Here is a 17,072-nt window from a genome sequence, read left to right on the forward strand (position 1 = left end):
GCATCCGTTTTCTGCAGAGGATTGCGATTTCAAACAAAAGCCCATTAGAGGGTGGGCTTTCAATGCTCAATTAGTTTGCATCTTTCATTTTATAAACGTCTTATAAATCCGTCACAGGATAAGTAGCAGTGCCCGAACTGCCCGGTACTGTATTCGATGTAGCTTGATTGACGCTAGGTGCTGCAGGAGCGGTATGGTAGCTGCTTGGCGATGTAGACGGCTCGCTTAATGAACGCCGTTCGATCGGTGCTGATTGGCTCGGCTTACCGCCCAGCGCTGCTTTGGTTTCCTGAATTTTAGTATTTACGCCTTGAGTCGCTTTCTGTGCGCCTTCATCGACTTTTTGCACGGTATTGCCAGCAATGTCTTTGGTATTGTCCCACGCCTGATCGACTGACGGCTTAATTTTACCGATGCCGCGTTCAGCCGCATTGCCCACTTTAGCCGCGGTATTCAATACGCCTTCCTGCGTTTTATAGGCCCAGACATGGAAAATATTCGGATTATCGCCATAAGGCTTCACCGGTTTTTCTGCCGGCTGCTGTGTTTGCGCGGCCACTGGTGCGGGTTCTTGCGCCCACAGTGAAGAAGCTGTCGCTAAAGCCAAGCCCGTGCAGAACACAGTTTTTATGGCATTTTTGATGAAAGCGGTTTGAATATATTGCATGGTGCAGGCACCTCTATTGATTGGCTGAGCTTAGAGGCTGTAAAGCCCATTTCTGTTGCTCATTATAAGCAAGCGGGCTGAGCTTGCATGCATAGGTTGCGAAATTCATACAGCTTTTAAAATGAGGGTATCGGATGAGCTGTACTGTCCTGTCAAGCATCCAGAATTGATCTGTCCGGCATAAAAAAGACCCACCAAAATGGGCCTTCTTTTAGATATCTCTGGAGGAGAATACCGTTTTTAACGCTGAATCATGCAGCGCTATTTAATGCCAATCTCGGCATCTGTTTCTGAAGAAATATGCGCTTTGCCGGCTGGCGTATTAAGCTCTGCCTGCACATTGCCGTTCAAGCCCGTATTATGCGCTTGGTCTGGATTGTTTTTCTTCGATAAGAATTTTTTGGTTTTTTCAGACTTTTCATGCAGAGGCTGTTTTGCCTTCGCGCTAGTTTCAGCACTGGACTGCTTGATTTCAGCTGTTTTTTCTCTGGAGGCCTGCGCTTTATCAGCAGCAGCGGCTTTAGTGCCCTGCCATTGATCTTGTGTAAATGCTTGGGTTTTTGCAGCGCCGTGTTTGACGCCTTGCTCCGTTTTAGAGGCAGCTTCTTGAACGGCATCGCCGGTTTTATTCACAGCGCTTTTAACGTTTTGACCTAAGCTGCTCAGCACGCTTGTATCTGCATTTGCTTGTAGATTGACTTGGGCATTTGCATCAGCCTGTGCGGTATTTGCGAGAACGAGAGGCGAGGCTGCACATAGCGCTGCAGTCATCACTGTTGTTTTAAAAAGATTCATTCTGAATTTATACCTCGTTTGGTGAAAAAAATTCACCTTGCGGATGGGATCGGAAATCATCTTAGAGATATTTTTTTGAAAAAAACGGATTTTTGATTAAAGCTGCACAAGGGCTTACACGGAAAATACGTTGAGCTGTTTTAGGTAGGAAACAGGTAAGAAAATGTGATGAAAGTTAAGTCTGTGAAAATAATTTTATTCTTTGTAACTTCAGTTTTGTATTTTATAGATTGCTGGCTTTAACGCATCATCTGTTAAAAATGCATTTAACAGATGATGAAAAGCGCTGGATTAGTCACATTGCGCTAAAGCGTCTTTATGGAAATTGTGACGCAGGGCAAGGAAGTTTTTCTGTACGTCTGGCGCGTACAGATCAAAAGTGTTGGCTGTGCTGGTGCCGTCTTTGGCAAAAGTTGCGGAACCGCCGCTGATGAGTGTAAAGCCCCTGAATGACCACTGTTCAATGACTTTGCCGGCTTCCAGATTGCCAGTAAATTCAATCACGCATTTGTCGTCAAATTTGGTGAGTTTGGCTTTGTTATTGGTTGTATTTGGATAGACATCTAAATTGCTGACTTCTTGCAGGACCCCTAAGTCCAGCGTTGGAATTTTTGGCGCTGTTGCACATGCTGTAAGTGCGATACCCGCAAGACCTGTCAAAATGAGCGTTTTCAGTTTCATATGGTTCTTTCTTGTTGAGTGTTGTTGGTTTGAGTATAGGGATTTGGTGAAATATTGGCTAGGGATAATATTTAATTGATTAAACATTACAAAGGTATAATTTTTAATATTTTGATAAATAATAGTTATTTTTCAAAGAGTATAATATGCTTAATCTTCAATTTAGAAATATTTAGAGGGGATTATGACAAAAAACGAACAAGACTTTCAAAAAAATTTAGACGACTTTTTAAATAGTGAGTTTCCAGATTTTACAAAAAAAGTTTGTATGGCCGTTGTTGGTAAAGTTAGTGCCGGCAAAAGCTCTTTGATTAATGCTTTATTACAAAGAGATCGATCTGATCAGGTATGTGCAGTTGGAGCTGTATCTGGTGTAACAACAAACGTCAAATATATACCCTTTGATGATGATGTATTTATAGTTGATTGTCCGGGATTAGATGATGTAAAAAAAGAAAATAGTGATGTAACACAAGAATTCCTAAATAATATAGATATAGGTATTTTTGTTGTGACAGGATCTGCTGATGAATCACAGAAAGAGAATTTTGATTTATTAAAACAGCACACGAAGCATACTTTAGTGGTATTAAATAAGTTTGATGAGTTTGAAAAATTAAGTAAAGTTGGACAGGAGAAAGTTATAGATCAATGGAAGCAGGTCTTAGGTGTCAAGGAAATATTTCCTACGGTAACTGAAGGCTATGATCCTGATTATAATGAAGAGTTACCTTTAAATCTTAAAGGTATTGATGATGTTCGAGATAAAGTTATTGAATGTTTAAAAGAGAATAAAAAAGATATCCTTTTTATTAAGACTCTAAAAGATAAACGTAAATATGTTGCAGGGATTGCCGTTACTGCTGTTTTAAGTGCAGTTGCTGCCGCGCAATTACCGGCCGGAGGAGCAATAATAACAGGTATTCAGGCAGTAGCTATTGCATCTTTAGCATATATTTATACTGGTGAGATTTTATCTAAAAAATCGGCTTTAGCATTGTTGCCTACGTTTGCAGCAGAGTCTTTAGGCTCAACATTATATGTTTGGGCTGCTTCATTAATTCCAACAGGTATTATCAATGCAACTGCTGGAGTTGTAGCAGGAGGGATTACATTGGCTATGCTAGGGGCTGTAATAGCTGTTTTTGAAGCGGGTGGAAATTTAGATGATAAATCAATGCTCTCAAAAATCTTTAAAGAGATTAGAAAAACTGAAATTTCTATAAGTGATTTAAAAAGTTTTCCAGCTTTATCACAATTATTGTTTAAAATTTTATTTAAGTCACAAATGTAAACATGAATAAAAAAACCCGCTCTGAAGCGGGTTTTTTAATAAATCAGAGCTTAGTGTTGAAGCACTGAAATATCAGCCACTTTCGTGAACAAGTCACGAAGCTGCGCAAGCATACGTAAACGGTTCGCTTTCAGGTCAGCATCTTCAGCCATCACCATAACGCCTTCAAAGAATGCATCTACTGGTGCGCGAAGTGCAGCTAAGGCTGAAAGGGCAGCCGTATAGTCTTTTGCAGCAAATAACGGCTCAACCACAGGAGTCACTTTTGCAAGTTCAGCGAACAATGCTTTTTCAGCATCTTCAACTAAGTCAGCTTCAACCACTTGACCTTCAGGCGCAGCTTCTTTAGCAAGAATGTTGGCAACACGTTTATTGGCGGCAGCCAGCGCAGCAGCTTCAGGCAAGTCACGGAAGTGATTTACTGCATTTACACGCTTATCAAAATCAAGCGGTGATTTTGGAGAAAGCGCTTGAACCGCTTGAATCACGTCAACCGCAACGCCTTGGTCTTCGTATTTCGCACGGTAACGGCCTTCAAGGAATGCAACAGCATCCGCCAAAGTCTTCTCGTGGTCTTTCAATACATCGCCATATGCAGCCAAAGCCAATTTGATGAGTTCTTCAATCGAAACATCAAGATTGTTTTCAGTCACTAAACGCAAAATACCAATCGCAGAACGGCGCAGTGCAAACGGATCTTTCGAACCTGTAGGCGCTTGACCGATACCGAAAATACCCGTCAAGGTATCTAAACGGTCGGCAAGGGCAATGGTTGTACCTGTTTTAGTTTGAGGTAAAACGTCGCCAGCGAATTTAGGAAGATATTGCTCGCCTAAAGCTTCTGCAACTTCATCATTTTCGCCTTCAATGCGTGCATAGTAAGTACCAGCAATACCTTGAAGTTCTGGGAATTCACCGACAAGTTCAGAGGTTAAATCGCATTTTGCAAGTAGGGCAGCTTTTTCAGCATCAGCTGGGTTTGCGCCAGTAATCGGCGCAAGCGCTGCAGCCAATTTTGCAATACGTTCAGACTTGTTCCAAAGCGTACCCAATTCTGCTTGGAACACCATGTTCGCCAATTTCTCTTTACGAGACGCAAGCGGCTGCTTTTGGTCTTGCAAGAAGAAGAATTCAGCATCCGACAAACGTGGACGGACAACTTTCTCATTACCTTCAATAATTTGAGCTGGATCTTTCGACTCAATATTTGAAACGGTAATGAAGTAAGGCTGCAATTTATTGTCGCTATTCACTAAGCAGAAATACTTTTGGTTGTCCTGCATGGTGGTAATTAACGCTTCTTGCGGCACAGCAAGGAAACGCTCTTCAAAGCTTGCACGAAGCGCAACTGGCCATTCAACCAATGCAGTCACTTCATCACGTAAATCAGCAGGAACGATGGCAATTGCATTCACTTCATCAGCAAGCGCTTTCACTTGCTGGTCGATGATTGCTTGACGCTCTTCAAAATTCGCGACAACTTTCGCAGCACGAAGTGCATCTAAATATGCATCTGCGTTGGCTAAAGCAATCGCTTCAGGCGCATGGAAACGGTGACCATAGGTCACATTGCCTGCTTGATGATCCTGAATGCTTGCATCAACAACTTCATTATCTTTAAGCAACACCACCCATTTCACAGGACGCACGAATTCAGTACGGCTTGCCGCAGAACGCATGCGTTTTGCAATTGGGAGATTATCCAAAGCCGTTTGTAAAATTTGCGGCAATAAAACGTCAAGGCTTTGACCTTTGACATCTTTTAAATAGCAGACTTTTTCAACTTTGCCGGCTTGGAAGGTTGATACTTGATCAACCGTAATGCCTTGACCGCGCATAAAGCCTTCAAGCGCTTTAGTCGGGTTGCCTTCTGCATCAAAAGCGGCTTGTTTGGCAGGGCCGTCAAAACGTTTTTGCGTGTCTGCTTGCGCGCCATCAACATTGACAATTTTGAGTGCCAAACGGCGCGGCGCTGCATAGGCTTCAATAGCATCAAATGCTAAGCCAGCATCTTTTAAGCCTTTTACTGTTTCTGCTTCCAGCGCATCACGTAATTTTTTCAAGCTTTTTGGCGGTAATTCTTCACAGCCGAGTTCGAATAAAACGGTATGTTTAGACATTATTTATTCTCCTCTTTTGCTGCTTCTTCAACTTGTGCCTTTAACTGAGCCAATACTTCATCACGCAAATGCGGTTCTGCCATTGGGAAGCCCAGCTTGGCACGTGCAGCCACATAGCTTTGCGCAATAGAGCGCGCCAAAGTACGCACACGTAAAATGTAGCGCTGACGTTCAGTCACAGAGATTGCGCCGCGCGCGTCTAACAAGTTAAAGCTGTGAGAAGCCTTAATTACTTGCTCATAAGCAGGAAGCGGCAATTCTGCTTCCATCAGGCGGGTTGCTTCAGCTTCATAGAAATCGAACAGCTCAAACATTTTTTCAACGTTGGCATATTCAAAGTTGTAAGTAGATTGCTCAACTTCGTTTTGATGGAATACATCGCCGTAAGTTACTGTACCAAACTGACCTTTAGTCCAAACCAGATCGTAAACTGAGTCTACACCTTGCAGGTACATGGCCAAACGTTCTAAACCATAGGTGATTTCGCCTGTCACTGGGTAGCACTCAACACCGCCGACTTGCTGGAAGTAAGTGAACTGAGTCACTTCCATACCGTTGAGCCAAACTTCCCAGCCTAAGCCCCAAGCGCCAAGTGTTGGAGATTCCCAGTTGTCTTCGACAAAGCGAATATCGTGAGTGAGGGTGTCAATACCAATGGCTTTTAAAGAGTCTAGGTATAACTGCTGGATGTTGTCTGGGTTTGGTTTAAGCACCACTTGGAATTGGTAGTAGTGCTGTAAACGGTTTGGGTTTTCGCCATAACGGCCGTCTTTCGGGCGGCGTGAAGGCTGCACGTAAGCGGCGTTCCAAGTTTCAGGGCCTAAAGCGCGCAGGAATGTTGCAGTGTGGAATGTACCAGCGCCCATTTCCATGTCGTAAGGCTGCAGAATCACACAGCCTTGCTCAGCCCAATAGTTTTGTAAGGCAAGAATTAAGCCTTGGAAGGTATCAATATGCGATATGGCGCGACTCATGGTCATCCACTTAAAATTAGAGAAAAATTGTGCTCAATTATAAGGGCTTTGGGTGTGTGTGGCAAAGGTTTAAATATTGATGCATTTTTTTAAATCGTTGATGCGGTTTCTAATTTCCATGGCGCAATTTGGTTGTATATTGTCTGCCACTTCGCAAAACATCCATGCAAATTCTAATAAACTAATATCGGTTAATGGTTTTGGATCAATAGAAATATTTTTTTCATATGCGAGAATGAACATGTTTGCAAAAAGCATAGGGATTTTTTGAAAGTGTTGAAATTGAATATCATCTAACTTTATTTGTTTTTTTAAAGTATCACCAATTTTTACAAGTTCAAGCATTTGTTCTTCATCAGAAGATTGACAAAGATGAATTATTTTTTGTGTTATTCCTTGTAAAATTAAAGAAGTATTGAAATCTTCGACTTCATCGAGAAGATTAATGAGCTCTGGCTGTGATAGCAGTTCCTTATAAAGCTTAATTTTCTTAGTAAAGTAATTTTGTTTACTTCCAGCTGTTTGGAAATTAATTTCTCGTTCGTATAGGGCTAATTCAACATTCGGACTTTCTATAAAGTCTAGATTACATTTGAGTGAATCAGCAATTTGCATAAAGATGTTGTCTGCATCTGCTCGATAAATGACTTTGCACTCTTCATCATTTTCTAGAAAATGGTGGCTTTCTTTTTGTAAAACTTGCTCACTATACTCAAGCCAATACAGCCAATTATTGTAAGGACGCAATTCATTCAATGCATCCATTAATGGGTCGTTTTCGCCGCTGTAGCCAGCAACCACCCAAGTTTTATTACATCCAGTCGATCGTACAATTTGAGAGAGTGTTTCTTTATGCGCTTCAAGTTGATCAGTGGTATTACGTTGAACAAAACCCACATGCTGACCGTTGAGATAAACAATACTCGGGTCATGAAGAAGTTCTGCATTTACTTTACCCATTGCACCTAAGTCATAAATGGCTGGGAAAGGATACATGCCGACCATGAAGCATGCGTGGATGAGTAAAGGGTCAAAGTTAACAGTGAGAATTCGACTGAAATAACCTTGTTTTAAAAGTTCAGCTATCGCGATATGGGCAAAATTGAGTTTGGCTTTCTTAATCCCTTTTTCTTTATTTCCCTCAATAAACCATTTGAAAAGTTCTTTTCGTTTAACATTTGACAGTTTAGTCATAATGTCATTGTATTGAAGTTTGTTTAAGTCGACTTGGGCCAGCTTTTGCTCTTCTTCAGTGAAGTAATTGGGAAAATTTTCAATCGCGATTTTCATCAATTTTTGCGCTGGAGGGATTCCAGCTGAAACGGAAATTCCTGCTCCGACGAGTAAAATTGCTCCTCCATCCTCTTTAGCATCTTTTAAAGAGGCAGCTAAGTGTTTTAAAAGTTCTTCGCGATTTTGGTTCATTATTTTTTATAAAGTCATAAATTTCTTTTTATATTATGGCTAAGTTTATGTTTTTCAAATTTTATTTATTTTTTTTGAAAATATTTGATATCCATTAAACATATAAAATAAATACACCTTATAAAATGCTTCGATCTATAATTGCAGCATCCGTTAAAACAACCAATTAGGCATCCCGTGTTTCACTCCAAAGCAGACTGGCTGAATACGCTAAAACCCAACTTTAAAGTCTTGCCCTTAAAAGACCGCTTGCTGTGCGGGCTGGGCGCACTGATTGGCCTAGCACTGTCATCTTTTATCAGCTGGCTGGCGCTGGGCGACTTAAACGCATGGTATATCGCCCCGATGGGCGCTTCTTCTGTTTTGCTGTTTGCGGTTCCCGCCAGCCCGCTGGCGCAGCCGTGGAATATGGTTGTCGGCAACAGTCTTGCGGCTTTGATTGGCGTAACCTGCGCCATGTTCATTCCAAATTTGACGGAAGCGTTCAGTGTTGCGGTCGCGCTGGCGATCATTTTGATGATGACCACAGACTCATTGCATCCGCCCAGCGGCGCAGTGGCGATTACTGCTGTTTTAGGCGGCGATGCAGTACATCAGCTGGGTTACAGCTTTTTACTTTACCCAGTGCTGCTGAATTCAGTGCTGCTGATGCTGATTGCGATTATGTATAACCGCCTGCTCGGCAAGCAATATCCGCAAAAAGCGCAGCTGAATACGCGAACTGCAGCGCCGACGCCGACGCAAAAAGTGACCATTCAGCCGGCGGATATTCAAAATGCGCTGGAACAGCGCACTGAGCTGCTGGATATCAGCGAATACGATTTACAGAAAATCATTTTAGAAGCGCAGGAACTGGCGAATGCCCGGGCGGTGAATCAATTTACCTGCCAGGATATTATGACCAAACAGGTGATTTCACTGCGTGCCGAAGATGATATTCAGTCTGCGCTGGATAAATTCAAACAGATTAATTTAATGAGCCTGCCGGTGGTGACTGATTTGGACAGGCTGGTGGGAACACTCGCGCTGTATGATGTAGTGGAATGGTTTAAGCGGGCGGCCGATCCTAAGGCGTCTTGGGAAGAGCATGTCTATCAGATTATGAATCCGCAGGTGGTGACGGCACAGCCCCAGCAGCCGATTCAAGATTTGGTGCCTTACTTTGTCGAACGTTCTTTTAACTATATTCCTGTGGTCGAACATCAGCGCTTAGTAGGCATTATCAGCCGCGCCGATATGATTGCAGTCTTAAACCAGCAGCTGAATTATCTTCGCCAGCAGGCTGAGTAGCGGAAGATAGGCAAAAAAAAGCTGCAGCATTTTGGGGAAAAGCTGCAGCGACCAAAAGAGCAGGTCTAAGGGATCAGTGCTTCAGGTTTTTAGCTTAAAGGGTCGTCGTTGACTGTGCGCACAGGGTTTTTATAGCCCTGCGTATTTTTGTATGCAGTACTTTGCTTTGGCATGACCAGCCATAGCACCAGGTACACTAAAATGCCTGGAAATGCTGCACTCATGCAGGAAATGATGACAAAAATAATGCGCAGTAAAGTCACATTCCAACCAAAACGTTCAGCAATACCGCCCATTACTCCCGCAATCATATTTGAGCGGTTCGAACGGTATAAACCAACATTGGCCATTTAAGCCTCCTTAAAAGCGAACAAAATAGGGCAGAGGTAAAATTTACCTCTTGTATAAAGAATGGTGACGCACTGCATGTTTTAAAGGGGGAAATGCCAATAAAAAGTAAAAATATGTAAAGCTGAATGATAAAAACAGGCGGACATTATTAAAATGAGGACCATGGCATGGTGTGAAAATATTTTTATTCATAGAACAATTAGATATATAACATGCTGTTCAAGGGAATATGAGTATTTTTATGATGTGCTGATTATATGCTCAGCACCTCACTCAGCACCTCACTCAGCAGTCAAGCGGTAATGGTAAATGATGGGATATGCAGAAAGAAAGTCTTTATTCGGTTCAATGCGCTGCTTATCGCTGAGCGCAGCCAGCCTGTTTTTAGGCTGTGAGCCGCCGCCAGAGCCGCAGAATCATTCTGCCTCACAGCCTGTCTCTGCAGCAGATGCCAATGAACATATTGCTTTGGAAAAGCAAGCAGAAGCGCAGGGTGGAAAATTGACCGATGTTGCGGGCCAGGCTACGCTGAATGCGGATCAGCCTAAGTTGAAAAATATTATAGTGCCTGAATATGCTAAAGTTTTTATTGGGCGCTTTCATGCCAGTATTCCATGCGATGACGGATTTATTCCCTGCAAACAGGGTACGGCTGAATATATTCTAAATTTATTGCCCGATGGGACAGTACACCGCAGTATTATTCATTATGGCAAAGTTTTTGCTGATAAACCGATGACAGAAGATGGCAATACCACCTACCGAAAAGATATGTGGGCGCTGGATGAAGAGCTGCAGGAAACTATTGTGCACCGCAAAGAAGGGGTGAATTTTTATTACACTATTCAGGACCGCGATCATTTGGTAATGAATGTAGAGAAAATCAGCAGTGACCGTGAAGGGCGGAATCAGGAATTATTTAATAAAGGCTATCCGCAGCCGGCAAAAGCCTATGTGCTGACGCGCGATCAAAACAGCCAATAATTTAAAATAAAGATCCTTTGAACTTTAATTTATGCTGAAGCATGAAAAATCTGGTGGGTTGTGTGGGGTTCGAACCCACGACCAATAGATTAAGAGTCTACTGCTCTGCCAACTGAGCTAACAACCCTGAGAAAATTTTAAAATAACATTTTAAAATTTTTGCAAGATAAGCGAAGCGCGTAGTTTTGAATACTAGGGAATATTTGTCATCTGAAATTTTTCAGGTCAAATACTTAATCTAGCAAGACAAGAATGATACTTCGCAGCATAGCAAAATTTCGAGAATGGCGAATCAAAACCGTTACGGTGATGGTTTGTCTTGGTCGGAACCTGCAGGTTTCATTTCTTTAACTGACGAAAGAAAGAAGCCCTAAGAAAGAATGGTGGGTCGTCCGCGACTCGAACGCGGGACCAATAGATTAAAAGTCTACTGCTCTACCAACTGAGCTAACGACCCATATAGGGGTATTTCTAAATTGTATTCTAAAACTGATGTTTTAGAAAGATGGTGGGTCGTCCGCGACTCGAACGCGGGACCAATAGATTAAAAGTCTACTGCTCTACCAACTGAGCTAACGACCCATATAGGGGTATTTCTAAATTGTATTCTAAAACTGATGTTTTAGAAAGATGGTGGGTCGTCCGCGACTCGAACGCGGGACCAATAGATTAAAAGTCTACTGCTCTACCAACTGAGCTAACGACCCATCAGGGATATCAGAGAAAATGGTGGGTCGTCCGCGACTCGAACGCGGGACCAATAGATTAAAAGTCTACTGCTCTACCAACTGAGCTAACGACCCATCTCTCTTGATGGAGCGTATTGTAGCAAGATCTCATCCAAGCGCAAGTAAAAAAACATAAACTTGCTTTTGTTTGATTATAAAAAAAACAAAATTGCCTGCCTTATTGATAAAACAGGCAATTATCTGTTTTAGAAACGGTATTTATACGCTTGAATATTTTTTAGAATATCTNTCTCTTGATGGAGCGTATTGTAGCAAGATCTCATCCAAGCGCAAGTAAAAAAACATAAACTTGCTTTTGTTTGATTATAAAAAAAACAAAATTGCCTGCCTTATTGATAAAACAGGCAATTATCTGTTTTAGAAACGGTATTTATACGCTTGAATATTTTTTAGAATATCTGCGGTTAAATCACAATACGCCTCACTGTTGGGCAGCAGCACTAAGATGCGCTCATCCGTTTGACTTGGATCATAAGCCTGTTCTTTCAGCTTATTTTTTTGATATTTGAACGTACCCGTGGTTTCAACTTTCTGCTGTACACGCAAAAAGACGGGAACAGCATAAGCGGGCAGATGCTTTTTGAATTCGGCAGCCATGTATTTGCAATCCGCTGCATCCAGCGCGGCTTGATCTGCCAATGTGATGGCTGCCATGCCCGCACGGCCATTGGTATTGGGAATCTCTACACCATAAACCACGGCTTCGGCAATTTTAGCGTATTCGCTGACGATGTTTTCGACTTCAGTGGTCGAGACGTTTTCACCTTTCCAGCGGAAAGTGTCGCCTAAACGGTCGACAAACTGCGCATGGCGGAAACCGATGTCGCGCACCAAGTCGCCCGTATTGAAATATGAGTCGCCATGTTTAAACATATCTTTGATGATGACGGACTTGTTTTTTTCTGCATCGGTATAGCCGTCAAAAGGAGAGCGCCGGGTGATTTTGCCCACCAGCAGGCCGACTTCGCCTTTTTTCACTTTCATGCACCAGCCTTTCTGATCACGGATGGGCTCATTTTTTTCTTTATCAAACTGAATAATGGCATATGGCGTTGGCGAGAAGCCCACGGTATTGTCAAAATTGAAGACATTGCTGAAGCCGACGTTGCCTTCGCTCGATGCATACAGCTCAAGGACTTCATCTACGCCAAAGCGCTCTTTGAATTTATCCCAGATATTGGGGCGCATGCCATTGCCGATCATTTTTTTGACGCGGTGGCCTTTTTCCAGCTCGGAAGGCGGCGCATCCATCAAGTAGCGGCAAAGCTCGCCCACGTAGCCAATCGCGGAGGCATCAAACTTTTTCACATCTTTCCAGAAAGATGACGTAGAGAATTTGCGGCGCAAAGCCAGTGTTGCAGCTCCTGCAATGACGCCGCACCAGCACACGACAGTGCCTGTTGCATGGTACAGCGGCAGCGTCACGTACATGACGTCTTGCTCATTTAAATTCAGCACATGGCCATAAGTGCCGTAGGCCAGCGTCCAGCGGCTGTTGGTGAAAATAACCGCTTTGGGCAAGCCGGTTGTGCCTGATGTGTAAATATAGAACAGCCCATCTTTGCCTTTTACGCTGTGGGTCGTTGCTGGATTGAAGGTTGGAAATTCATCAATAACGCTGGCTAAATTGATGAAGCCTTGCGGTGCGGTTCCGGCGTTTTGGCGTGTTGCTTGGTCTGCAAACCAATGGAAGCGGTCAGCTGCCAAATTTAAATCATTACGGATCTCGTCTACTGCTTCACGACATTCTTCTCCGGCAATCAGCGCAATCGGATTGACCAGGTTAATGCTGTGAACCAGCACTTTGCCTGTTTGCGCTGTATTGACCAGCGCCGCTGTCACGCCGATTTTTGCCAGCGCGATAATAGACGCTACCAATTCAGGGCGGTTTTCCACCATGACGGCAATGACATCGCCCTTTTGCGCGCCGATCGACAGGCAGTAATGCGCAATCTGGTTGGCCCATGCATTGAGCTCATTATATGTATATTTTTGATCTTCAAACAGCAGGGCATTGCCGCTTGGGTTGCGTTTGACAGCCCGTTCAAAAGCAATGCCTAAACCGGCAGGAGTATTGGGTGTGCGTAAATAGGCTTGCTTAAGGCCGCTCAACAAGTTGGGAACTTTGCTGATAAAGCCCGGAATTTTTGCTGCGACATCAGCAATCCCAATTAGATCGTGTTGTGTAGTTTGACTCATAATAATCCTATTTATTTTTCGCCGTCCAATGCGGTTTCTTTCTCTGCAAAAAAACTTTTGCGTTAATTTCACACTTGTCTTTTAATCGTTTCGTTCTAGTGCAATCAACCTAATCTGACAAAAGTAACAAAAAAAATCCAGTCACCGAAATGACTGGATTTTTTTAATCACCTGCAATTGAGCAAATGCTTACTCTGCTGCGGTGTTTGCTTTCTTTGGCGGACGGCCGCGCGGACGGCGTGGACGAACTGGCTTGTCCTTTTCCGCTTTAGCCTCTTCAGCTTCAGAAGTTTCTGTATTTTCAAGATTTTGAGCTTCTGCTTGCACGTGTTCAGTTTCAGCTGATGCTTCAGCTTTCACGTCTACAGCTACAGCCAGTTCGGCTTGAACAGGTTCAGGAGCGGCTTCGGCTTGAACTGCCGGTTTGCTTTCTTGTACAGGCGCTGCTGCTGCTTCTGCAGCAGGCTCAACAGTAGCTTCAGCTTTTACCGGCTCTTCGGCATGCGTTTGTTTTGCCTGTTCCAGCGCTTGCTTGGCCAAACGGCGGCGTTCGCGCGGGTCATTGGCAACCCGGCTTTCAGACGCAGGTTTTGGCGGGATCAAGTCCAGCACAGCAGCAGGTTCAGCTTCAGGCGCGGCTTTTGCAATTGCCACATCACGCGTTACCGGCTTTTTCTCAGCAGGCGCCGCTGCTGGAGCGGTCAGAGTTGCTGCATATTCTTCCGTGAACTTTTGCAGAGCGCGGTTGAATGTTGGAATTAAGCCAAATTGTTCAATCAGCACCGAACAGTCAGCACCATACACATGGCTGATCAGGCTGCCGACAGTGTATTGGCCCAATGTAGGCACTTGTGACGGCGCAATTTTTGGCGCCGCGGCTTGACGGACTTGGCCTTCACGCTGCTGGCGGCGGCGCTGGCGCGGATCATTGCTTGCGCGCTGAACCTGCTCTTGGCGAGGCTTGTGTTCTGCGTGCTTCTCTTGCTGTTTAGCTGGAGCCGCTGCAGCAGGCGCTTTCTCTTTATGAGGCGCAGGCGCTTTAGCTGCTTTTTCAGGTTTAGCGGTTTCAGCTGCAGGCTGCACCTCAGCCGCAAGAGCAATAATCTCACTTTGCGCCTGATCGACATTCACCACCAATGCTGTCGGCATGATGTCCTGACGCGGCGCATCGATGGTTTCAACTTTAGGCTGGCGGGAAGGGGCAGCGTGTTCAACTGCGGCTTCTTGCGGTGCTGCAGCCTGTTCGTTCAATACGCTTTGGTCGCGGTTGCGGTTCGGGCGGTTTGGACGCTGGCTGTTGCGGTCACGGCGCGGTACGCTATTTTGAGGCTGCTGCTCATTGTTTTGAACATCTTGCTGCTGCTCATTGCTGTGCTGGCGGCGAGAATTGCGTTTGTTGTCACGCGCTTCCTGACGCTGCTCTTGGCGAGAGACTTGAACAATTTCCTCGTGCACTTGATGCGCGGTATTTTCTTGAGGCGCTTGTTCGCGAGGCTCTTTGTGCTTGTTGCGCTGCGGCTTTTTATTGCCGTTGTTGTGGCGCGGCGCTTTTTCATCTTTTTCGGCAGGTTTGTCCGCATCACGGCCATCTGCTTTTTGCGCTACAGTCGATGGTGTCAAATAAGCATTGTTCGCAGGAACAATGGCAGCAGGCGCTGGCGCTGCTGAAACTTGACCCATTTGACCGCGGCTTATTGCGCCGCCATTCACCATTTGCTCGATGGCTGCAGCTGCATTGTTGGCAGTGCGTGATTGGTCAATGGTTGCTGCTTGTTTTTGAACAAACAGATTTTCCAGCCAAGCGCATGGGCTGGCAGAGGCTTGTGCAGGCGCAGCTTGTACTGCTTGCTGCTGAGGCGCTGCAGCAGCTGTATACTTATTGTTGTGCTTGCGCTGGCCTTTTTCTTGCTGCTGAGCAGGCGCTTGAGCTGGCTGTTCACCCTCTAAATGCCATTCAGCAGATTCATAGCCCAGTTCTTTTTCGCTAGAACGGGTGGCTTCTGTGCGCTCGTAGCTGGTTGGGGCAAAGCCTTCCGGATTATACGAGATTTCGTAGTGCGGTGTTTCTAAATGCGGGTGCGGCAACACAGTCACACGAACATTTGATGTTTGCTCAAGGTAAACCAAGCTGTGGCGCTTTTCGTTGAGTAAGAAAGCAGCAATTTCAACCGGCACTTCAACCTGAACTTCACCATGACGTTCACGAAGGGCAATCTCTTCCACTTTACGCATAATCGAAAGTGAAAGTGAGCGCAGGTCACGCACCATGCCTGTACCGTGGCAGCGCGGGCATACATAGCCAGTCGCTTCTTCCAGAGAAGGGCGCAGGCGCTGACGGCTCATTTCCATCAAGCCGAAACGGGACAATTGACCGAATTGAATGCGCGCGCGGTCGCTTTGCGTCGCTTCACGCAGTTTTGCTTCGACCATGCGCTGGTTGCGGTCTTTGGTCATATCGATAAAGTCGATCACAACCAAGCCGCCGATGTCGCGTAAACGCAATTGGCGGGCAATTTCTTCTGCGGCTTCTAAGTTGGTGTTGAGCGCTGTTTCTTCAACGTCATGACCGCGGGTAGATTTTGCAGAGTTGATATCGATAGAAACCAAAGCTTCAGTTTGGTCAATCACGATTGAACCGCCAGAAGGAAGTTTCACTTCACGTTCATACGCAGTTTGAATTTGGCTTTCAATACCAAAGTGAGCAAATAAAGGCTCATTTAAAGTATAAGTTTTTAGCTTGTCAATTTGACGCGGCATCACAGCTTTAACAAAGTTATAAGCTTCGTTATAGGCTTGTTCTGAGTCAATTAAGATTTCAGCAACATCGTCACGCAGATAATCGCGGATTGCGCGTGTAACTACGCCAGCTTCCTGATGAACCAGCATTGGAGACGGGCCGGCGCTTGCAGTGCTTTGGATTTGCGCCCAAAGATCCAGCAAATGCTGCAGATCCAGCTGCAGTTCTTCTTGAGAACGGCCAATGCCAGCAGTGCGCACAATCACGCTCATGCCGCGAGGCACGCTTAAAGACGCCAGCATTTCTTTCAATTCGTCACGGACTGAACCAGAAATCTGACGGCTGATGCCGCCGCCTTTCGGGTTATTTGGCATTAATACTAAATAACGGCCGGCCAGTGAAATGAATGTAGATAAAGCTGCGCCTTTATTGCCGCGTTCTTCTTTTTCCACTTGAACCAAAAGCTCTGTGCCTTCAGTGATCAATTCACGGATATTTGAAGTCTGGCGAGGATCAGCTTTGAAATATGAATTGGCAATTTCCCGCATAGACAGGAAGCCTTGACGGCCTGCGCCATATTCTACAAAGACAGCTTCTAATGAAGGCTCTACGCGAGTGACGTGGCCTTTATAGATATTTGATTTTTTTTGTTCACGGGTACGATTCTCTAAGTCGAAATCGTAAAGACGCTGACCAGTGACAAGTGCAACGCGAATCTCTTCTGCATGTGTTGCATTAATCAACATACGTTTCATGGGTGTAACACCTAATAGTGATACACAGCAAAACATCGCTATACACGCAGC

At 44.6% G+C, this 17,072-nt stretch carries 12 protein-coding genes and 5 tRNA genes; 3 read left to right on the forward strand and 14 right to left on the reverse strand.

Features of this window, described 5'->3' with window-relative positions; all coding sequences use genetic code 11:
- Positions 1-100: 100 nt before the first annotated feature.
- The 3 genes from OKC24_RS10430 to OKC24_RS10440 all read right to left on the reverse strand — a co-directional run bounded on the left by OKC24_RS10430 (position 101) and on the right by OKC24_RS10440 (position 2,143).
- Positions 101-667 carry a hypothetical protein gene (locus OKC24_RS10430; protein WP_265465033.1) on the reverse strand — a complete coding sequence of 189 codons (567 nt, stop codon included), beginning with the start codon at positions 665-667 and terminating at the stop codon, positions 101-103.
- 261 nt (positions 668-928) lie between these two features.
- Positions 929-1,462: a hypothetical protein gene (locus OKC24_RS10435; RefSeq protein ID WP_265465034.1), complete on the reverse strand. Its 534-nt coding sequence runs from the start codon at positions 1,460-1,462 to the stop codon at positions 929-931.
- A 291-nt stretch (positions 1,463-1,753) separates the two neighbouring features.
- Positions 1,754-2,143, reverse strand: a complete 390-nt coding sequence (locus tag OKC24_RS10440) for a hypothetical protein (protein ID WP_131276222.1) — start codon at positions 2,141-2,143, stop codon at positions 1,754-1,756.
- A 184-nt stretch (positions 2,144-2,327) separates the two neighbouring features.
- Here OKC24_RS10440 and OKC24_RS10445 point away from each other — a divergent pair, with 184 nt between their 5' ends.
- Entirely contained in the window at positions 2,328-3,437 is a 1,110-nt protein-coding gene (locus OKC24_RS10445) for a GTPase (protein WP_265465035.1), read from the forward strand.
- A 50-nt stretch (positions 3,438-3,487) separates the two neighbouring features.
- Here the strand turns inward: OKC24_RS10445 and glyS are convergent, their stop codons facing one another.
- The 3 genes from glyS to OKC24_RS10460 all read right to left on the reverse strand — a co-directional run bounded on the left by glyS (position 3,488) and on the right by OKC24_RS10460 (position 7,956).
- Positions 3,488-5,557 (reverse strand): glycine--tRNA ligase subunit beta, encoded by a 2,070-nt coding sequence (glyS, locus tag OKC24_RS10450; RefSeq protein ID WP_265465036.1) that lies wholly within the window; start codon positions 5,555-5,557, stop codon positions 3,488-3,490.
- A complete protein-coding gene (gene glyQ, locus OKC24_RS10455) occupies positions 5,557-6,531 on the reverse strand; it encodes a glycine--tRNA ligase subunit alpha (protein ID WP_005007135.1) in 975 nt (324 codons plus the stop codon). Before glyQ ends, glyS begins: the two co-directional genes overlap by 1 nt.
- A gap of 69 nt (positions 6,532-6,600) precedes the next feature.
- The gene (locus OKC24_RS10460; RefSeq protein WP_228257532.1) at positions 6,601-7,956 is read right to left on the reverse strand and encodes an SIR2 family protein; all 1,356 of its coding nucleotides are present in this window, start codon (positions 7,954-7,956) and stop codon (positions 6,601-6,603) included.
- A 177-nt stretch (positions 7,957-8,133) separates the two neighbouring features.
- Here OKC24_RS10460 and OKC24_RS10465 point away from each other — a divergent pair, with 177 nt between their 5' ends.
- Complete coding sequence (locus OKC24_RS10465; protein WP_130143787.1) at positions 8,134-9,246, forward strand: HPP family protein; 1,113 nt, start codon at positions 8,134-8,136, stop codon at positions 9,244-9,246.
- A gap of 89 nt (positions 9,247-9,335) precedes the next feature.
- Here OKC24_RS10465 and OKC24_RS10470 read toward each other — a convergent pair whose 3' ends face one another.
- Complete coding sequence (locus OKC24_RS10470; protein WP_130143786.1) at positions 9,336-9,596, reverse strand: PspC domain-containing protein; 261 nt, start codon at positions 9,594-9,596, stop codon at positions 9,336-9,338.
- A 310-nt stretch (positions 9,597-9,906) separates the two neighbouring features.
- On the opposite strand from OKC24_RS10470, the gene OKC24_RS10475 reads away from it, so the two are divergent.
- Positions 9,907-10,581 carry a hypothetical protein gene (locus OKC24_RS10475; RefSeq protein WP_265465039.1) on the forward strand — a complete coding sequence of 225 codons (675 nt, stop codon included), beginning with the start codon at positions 9,907-9,909 and terminating at the stop codon, positions 10,579-10,581.
- 51 nt (positions 10,582-10,632) lie between these two features.
- Here OKC24_RS10475 and OKC24_RS10480 read toward each other — a convergent pair.
- The 7 genes from OKC24_RS10480 to OKC24_RS10510 form a co-directional block, all read right to left on the reverse strand.
- A tRNA-Lys gene (locus tag OKC24_RS10480) sits at positions 10,633-10,708 on the reverse strand.
- Positions 10,709-10,962: 254 nt separating this feature from the next.
- Positions 10,963-11,038: transfer RNA gene (locus tag OKC24_RS10485), tRNA-Lys, on the reverse strand.
- Positions 11,039-11,087: 49 nt separating this feature from the next.
- Positions 11,088-11,163, reverse strand: a tRNA-Lys gene (locus OKC24_RS10490).
- A 49-nt stretch (positions 11,164-11,212) separates the two neighbouring features.
- Positions 11,213-11,288, reverse strand: a tRNA-Lys gene (locus OKC24_RS10495).
- A gap of 20 nt (positions 11,289-11,308) precedes the next feature.
- Positions 11,309-11,384, reverse strand: a tRNA-Lys gene (locus OKC24_RS10500).
- Positions 11,385-11,687: 303 nt separating this feature from the next.
- Positions 11,688-13,529 carry a long-chain-acyl-CoA synthetase gene (locus OKC24_RS10505; protein ID WP_130143784.1) on the reverse strand — a complete coding sequence of 614 codons (1,842 nt, stop codon included), beginning with the start codon at positions 13,527-13,529 and terminating at the stop codon, positions 11,688-11,690.
- A gap of 189 nt (positions 13,530-13,718) precedes the next feature.
- The gene (locus tag OKC24_RS10510; RefSeq protein WP_130143783.1) at positions 13,719-17,021 is read right to left on the reverse strand and encodes an Rne/Rng family ribonuclease; all 3,303 of its coding nucleotides are present in this window, start codon (positions 17,019-17,021) and stop codon (positions 13,719-13,721) included.
- Between the last annotated feature and the right edge of the window lie 51 nt (positions 17,022-17,072).

This window comes from Acinetobacter entericus, from assembly GCF_026168575.1.
Classification (GTDB): domain Bacteria; phylum Pseudomonadota; class Gammaproteobacteria; order Pseudomonadales; family Moraxellaceae; genus Acinetobacter; species Acinetobacter bouvetii.

What these genes read in the sequence shown, in the direction of transcription:
- OKC24_RS10430 (WP_265465033.1), bottom strand. Translation starts at nt 667, where the DNA reads ATGCAATATATTCAAACCGCTTTCATCAAAAATGCCATAAAAACTGTG.
- OKC24_RS10435 (WP_265465034.1), bottom strand. Translation starts at nt 1,462, where the DNA reads ATGAATCTTTTTAAAACAACAGTGATGACTGCAGCGCTATGTGCAGCC.
- OKC24_RS10440 (WP_131276222.1), bottom strand. Translation starts at nt 2,143, where the DNA reads ATGAAACTGAAAACGCTCATTTTGACAGGTCTTGCGGGTATCGCACTT.
- OKC24_RS10445 (WP_265465035.1), top strand. Translation starts at nt 2,328, where the DNA reads ATGACAAAAAACGAACAAGACTTTCAAAAAAATTTAGACGACTTTTTA.
- glyS (WP_265465036.1), bottom strand. Translation starts at nt 5,557, where the DNA reads ATGTCTAAACATACCGTTTTATTCGAACTCGGCTGTGAAGAATTACCG.
- glyQ (WP_005007135.1), bottom strand. Translation starts at nt 6,531, where the DNA reads ATGAGTCGCGCCATATCGCATATTGATACCTTCCAAGGCTTAATTCTT.
- OKC24_RS10460 (WP_228257532.1), bottom strand. Translation starts at nt 7,956, where the DNA reads ATGAACCAAAATCGCGAAGAACTTTTAAAACACTTAGCTGCCTCTTTA.
- OKC24_RS10470 (WP_130143786.1), bottom strand. Translation starts at nt 9,596, where the DNA reads ATGGCCAATGTTGGTTTATACCGTTCGAACCGCTCAAATATGATTGCG.
- OKC24_RS10475 (WP_265465039.1), top strand. Translation starts at nt 9,907, where the DNA reads ATGATGGGATATGCAGAAAGAAAGTCTTTATTCGGTTCAATGCGCTGC.
- OKC24_RS10505 (WP_130143784.1), bottom strand. Translation starts at nt 13,529, where the DNA reads ATGAGTCAAACTACACAACACGATCTAATTGGGATTGCTGATGTCGCA.
- OKC24_RS10510 (WP_130143783.1), bottom strand. Translation starts at nt 17,021, where the DNA reads ATGAAACGTATGTTGATTAATGCAACACATGCAGAAGAGATTCGCGTT.